This window comes from Candidatus Desulfatibia sp. (assembly GCF_036446775.1).
GTDB lineage: Bacteria > Desulfobacterota > Desulfobacteria > Desulfobacterales > UBA11574 > Desulfatibia_A.
Genome location: NZ_JAZFTO010000395.1, coordinates 1 through 2,090, shown reverse-complemented (window position 1 = coordinate 2,090; position 2,090 = coordinate 1). Strand labels below are relative to the sequence as shown.

General features: G+C 44.6%; 1 protein-coding gene. It reads left to right on the top strand.

The genetic code is table 11. The features are described from left to right. The first annotated feature begins 323 nt into the window (after nt 1-323). The gene (locus V3S16_RS17875; RefSeq protein WP_413887444.1) at nt 324-1,958 is read left to right on the top strand and encodes a ShlB/FhaC/HecB family hemolysin secretion/activation protein; all 1,635 of its coding nucleotides are present in this window, start codon (nt 324-326) and stop codon (nt 1,956-1,958) included. Nucleotides 1,959-2,090 lie beyond the last annotated feature (132 nt).

The window sequence follows — 2,090 nt, the reverse complement described above, 5'->3', positions numbered from 1 at the left end:
ACAAAATGAGATGTATTCATTATTGAAAGTAGGAAAAAGAGACGTGTGTCTGTGAGAATCAATACGGGCTGAAAATGGAGCTAAAAAAAATTTATAATATTCATTAAAATAACCGGGTTTCTCTAATGGGTTACCCGGTTTTTTTCCTATATTTCAAACAAAACACAAAACACTACCAGACTTCGCCAAAGTAGCTGCCGACTTCGCCAAAGTAGTTAGGGCGGCTGAATTAGCTACGACGGCTGAAAACACTAATTCGAGTCCCGAATGCTTTCGGGACGTTGTATAAAATCGCGAAGCGATTGTATAATTGGAGGCTTGCAATGCGGAAATGGCTGAGTTTTTTTGCGGTTGGTTTGTTGGTTTTACCTCTATGCTTGCCTGCCAATGCTGAGGATTTGAATATTCTCGTCGCCCAGGAGGAGACCGAAGAATCATTGGAGGATCAGGGCGAGGCGCTGTCCGGTGTATTTATAAAAAACATTATCATTGAAGGCAACACCGTTATCGATACCGAAACCTTGAATAAAGTTATTGAGTCCTTCAAGGACAGAGAGCTCACACTGGAAGAGATGAGCGAGATGACGGACCTGCTAACCATGACTTACCAGGAAAAAGGTTATATCCTGGCAAGGGCCTATCTGCCGGAGCAGGAGATACAAGACGGTATTTTAAAGGTTACCATTGCCGAGGGGAAAATCGGCAAAATCACGGTTTCCGGATATACCCATTATAAGGCCAATGTCATTAAACGTTATTTTGAGCAGCAGCAAAAGCATGGCATAATCAAAGAGTCGCTGCTTGAAAAAGGACTTTTGCTCTCCACTGACATGCAAGACGTTAAAACCACGGTTGTTTTAAGAGAGGGCGCGAAACCGGGCGAAGTCGATGTTATTTTGGATACCAAAGACACTTCGACGGTAACGTTTGGTGTTAATATGCGCGTTGATTACAATAACTTCGGATCAGATATAGTCGGAGAAGACCGCCTTGGCGTTGCCATTGGAATCACGGACCACTACTGGGGGAGTAAGTTTGACTTGAGAGCTGTTTCAGGCACCATCCCCGAGGATTCGCTTTTGGAAAGTATTAAGTGGACGGTCCCGATCAACAGTTACGGCTCAAAGATTCAATTGGGTTATCTTCATAGTAATTATGTTGTCGGCCAGGCCTTGGCAGATTTGGGCATGCAGGGGCGTACGGAATTTTACAGTGCCTCGTTTTCCCACCCGGTCATGAAGGAAAAAAATAAGAATTTAAATTTACGCTTTGGTTGGACCGACAAGTTTAATAAAAACATCATTTTGCAGCAGGCCCGAAGCCTTGACAAGGAAGATGTGTATGATGTGACCTTAAATTACGACAGTCTGGATCGGTTCTTAGGCAAAAATATTGCTTCCTTGTCATATCAATGGGGTAAAGTTAAACGTGATGAAAGCTTGGCCACCAGCCGTGAAAATACCGAAGATAAATTTTTTGACAAATGGGTGCTCAATTTGGCGCGCATCCAGAAGGTCTACGGTTATACCAATATTATGCTTAGAGGCGCTGCCCAAATAACGGATAAAAGACTGCTGACCATTGAACAGACCGGCCTGGGTGGCTACGGGTCTGTCAGAGGATACGATCCGTCACTGTATTTAGGGGATCAAGGGTATAACGTCTCTGCCGAACTCATGTTCGCGCCCCCGTTTTTAGCCGAAAAGACCATTTTCGGACAACGGCTGGCGCAACTGGTGCAGTTTGCGCTCTTTGCTGATCACGGCCAGGTTTGGACGGTAAATGCCGACGCGAATGATGATATCGGCGATCGACATCTTACCGGTTATGGGGGTGGGCTTCGATTGTATTACAAGGATTGGTTTACATTTAAATACGATCTGGGGATACCGAAAAATCACATAGAAGGCAAGAAAGAACGGTTTCATTATTTCCAGACCAGTTTTACATTGTTCTAACCCGGACAGGCCCCGAGAGCGGGACAGGCCGGCTGTAGCGCAATGGAGATTCCGTCTGCATTAAAACTGAAGCGGGTAACCAAAAATATTTGCCACAAAGGCACAAAGACACAAAGGATATATTGATTATTC